Origin of the sequence: Streptomyces africanus (genome assembly GCF_002150735.1) — a bacterium.
Lineage (GTDB): Bacteria > Actinomycetota > Actinomycetes > Streptomycetales > Streptomycetaceae > Streptomyces > Streptomyces africanus.
On sequence record NZ_MUKA01000191.1, the window covers coordinates 1 to 2,675 of the forward strand.

At 70.0% G+C, this 2,675-nt stretch carries 4 protein-coding genes and 1 pseudogene; all 5 read right to left on the reverse strand.

The window, feature by feature from the left end; all coding sequences use genetic code 11:
• Positions 1 to 68 precede the first annotated feature (68 nt).
• The 5 genes and pseudogenes from CCL05_RS22890 to CCL05_RS22905 all read right to left on the reverse strand — a co-directional run bounded on the left by CCL05_RS22890 (position 69) and on the right by CCL05_RS22905 (position 2,598).
• Positions 69 to 575 (reverse strand): DUF6624 domain-containing protein, encoded by a 507-nt coding sequence (locus CCL05_RS22890; RefSeq protein ID WP_086562360.1) that lies wholly within the window; start codon positions 573 to 575, stop codon positions 69 to 71.
• 151 nt (positions 576 to 726) lie between these two features.
• A complete protein-coding gene (locus tag CCL05_RS22895) occupies positions 727 to 1,113 on the reverse strand; it encodes a VOC family protein (protein WP_425275934.1) in 387 nt (128 codons plus the stop codon).
• Positions 1,114 to 1,213: 100 nt separating this feature from the next.
• A complete protein-coding gene (locus CCL05_RS46365) occupies positions 1,214 to 1,639 on the reverse strand; it encodes an alpha/beta fold hydrolase (protein ID WP_425275935.1) in 426 nt (141 codons plus the stop codon).
• Positions 1,521 to 2,012 (reverse strand): annotated as a pseudogene (locus CCL05_RS47540) (alpha/beta hydrolase); the annotation flags it as partial. The pseudogene CCL05_RS47540 and the gene CCL05_RS46365, both read right to left, overlap by 119 nt.
• 88 nt (positions 2,013 to 2,100) lie before the next feature.
• Positions 2,101 to 2,598: a DUF2267 domain-containing protein gene (locus CCL05_RS22905; RefSeq protein ID WP_107400504.1), complete on the reverse strand. Its 498-nt coding sequence runs from the start codon at positions 2,596 to 2,598 to the stop codon at positions 2,101 to 2,103.
• Positions 2,599 to 2,675: the final 77 nt, after the last annotated feature.

Consider the following 2,675-nt stretch of genomic DNA (forward strand, 5'->3'; position numbering starts at 1 on the left):
GGTTGCCGGTGCGTGGGTGGGGGCGGTTGGGTGCGGATGACGCGTCGGAGTTCGGGACGGTGTCGGCGTCACGTCGTCGAGAACTTGGCAACGTACTCGTCGAAGGGCTCGATGCCGACCTCCGCGCGGAGTTCGTCCATGCGCTCGGGTTCCTCGCAGGGCCACGGGATCGGTGACCCGTTCTTCACGCCGGCGATCTGTGTGCCGTAGAGCTGTTTGCGGCCCTCGTTGACCAGCGTGCGGTCGCGGAGGAAGGCCAGGTCGCGGGGGTCGGCCGAGCCTGCCGACACCGCTTGCTGCATGAGGTGGAGGGCGCGGCGCTGGACGTCGAGTTGTCGGTCGGCGTGCTGGGCGATCAGCCACGCTGCGCGGGCGGCCTGCTCGCCGACCAGGTCTGCCGTCGGCCAGCCGTACTCGTCCATGATCTCGTTGAGCCGGTCACCGTGCCGTGCGGTCAGCCGGCGCCATGCCAGCTGCTCGGCGGGGTCATCGCTGTTCGCGAGGATCGTGGACTGGTGATCGGCCGCAGCCATGGCCGTGAGTTCTTCCGTCAGCGCGGCTACGTCGTGCGCCACTCTCAACTCCCTGTTTGGTGACGGGTGTTGTGTCTGTCCCCGCAAGCCTAGGGGCGCATATCGGGCGTAAAGATCATTCTGGGGAACGGTGACAGGCGGCTTCGCGTGCCGCGATAATGGATCTACACCCCGGAGCCAGAGCGTCCTGGCGTCAGTCCTCCACCCGGTCCAGTTCTCCCCGTTCGACGCAGAACTCGTTTCCCTCGGGGTCGGCCATGACGACCCAGCCTCTGCCGTTCGGGAAGGTGCGGTCCGTCAGGATGCGGGCGCCGAGGGTCACCGCGCGTTCGACCTCCTCGGAGCGGGTGCGGCCGGTGGGCTGGAGGTCGAAGTGGATGCGGTTCTTGGTTGTTTTGCCTTCCTCGACGCTGACGAAGAGGAGGCCGGGGGCGCCGTTCGGGAGCTCGATCAGCACCTCGGGGTCGCCGGGCTTGTCCTCGTCGGAGATCGGGTGGCCGAGCAACTCGGACCAGAAGCGAGCCAGTTCGTAGGGCTGTCCCGTGCAGTCGAAGGTGATGTGACGGATCGCGGGGTTCAACAGTCGTCTCCCTCGGGCGAGTTGGGCGCGCCGGTGTACCGATGCGCCACCGCAGGATGGCGGGGAGACGGGGTCCTGTCGAACTGTTTGCGGTTCGGGGTCAGGCGATGAAGGTCCTGATCGCTTCGTAGAGGCGGTCCGGCTGGTCCAGGTGGACGTCGTGGGCCGCGTCGGGGATGCGGGTGTGGTGGGTGTGCGGGCGGTGGGTGAGCATCTTGGCCGGTTCGTCGGGGCGCATCGTGCCGTGTTCGCCCTGGATGAGGAGGGTGGGGCAGGCGATGCGGGACCACTCGGGCCAGTAGGCCGTGGTGGCCAGTTCGGTGACCGTGTTGATGATCGTCGTACGGTCCCATCTCGGGTACCAGCCGTCTTCTCGTTCCTCCAGGCTCCTCGCCCAGGCCTCGTGGCCCAGGAACGCCTCCGCCTCGTCGAGGGACGTGAAGGGGGTCGGCCAGCTGTCCAGCCAGGTCGCGATCTGGGCTGGGAGGTCCGGGGTCGGGCCGGCCGGGCCCGCTTCGATCAGGATCAGGGACTTCACCAGGTGGGGGTGGGACGCGGTCCAGGAGCAGGGCCGTGTGGCCGCCCAGGGACTGGCCGAGCAGGGTCACGGGGGCCAGGTCCAGGTCCTCGATCAGGGTTACGGCGTCCTGGACGTGGGCCGCGCGGGTCGTGGTCGCCGGTGTGCGGGTGCTGGCGCCGTGGCCTCGGGCGTCGTAGGTCACCACGCGGTGGCCGTCGGACGACAGTTGCGCGGCGAGGGTGTCCCACTCGCCCTGGTGGCCTGCCAGGCCGTGCAGGAGGAGGAACGTGGCCGTGGGTTCCCCAGGGGGGTGGTGGTCCCTGTGGGCGAGGTGCGTGCCGTCGGGGGTGGTGAGGGTCGCGGACCTCGTATGGGTCAAGTGCCGGCTCCTGTCGGTGGCTTGGCCGTCTGTCCGACGGCCACCTCGCGTGCGTCCAAGAGGTGGCCGCCGTACGCGGCTCAGGAGCCTACGACGCCGGGCTCAGGTCCGCTCGGCCGAACAGGAGGGCGTAGCCGGGGGGAAGCTGGGCCAGGATGCGGGTGATCAGGTCGTCGCCGACCAGGGGCGGCAGCACGCTCAGGACCGAGCTGACGTCCCAGCGGGCCGTGGCGGGGGTCGCTCCCTCGATACGGGCCGCGACGGAGTCGACGAACTCGGCGGCGGTCAGCCGGCGCGTGGCCGGGATCTGGGAGGCGACGACCCTGGCGGCCTCCTCGGGCAGGGCGCGGGCGAGGTCGACCCGTTCGTCGCCGATCACATGACCGCCGAGGGCGGACAGGACGATACGGGTGACTCGCTCCGCCTCCGGCCTGGTGGGGTACTGGCCCGATTCCCGCACCGCGTCGATCAGTCGGGTCCAGGCGTTGTCGTCGCCTCGGGTGTCGTGGTTGCGCGGCGGGGCGGGGATCAGGGTCTTCGGGGCCGTGAGAGCAGTCGTCACACTGGGCACCGTCGTCACGCTCATGTGTGGGTCTTCCTCCGGATCCGGTGCTGCGTCGCGCCGTCGGGGTGGGGCTCCGGCGGCGCGACGCAGCACCGGAT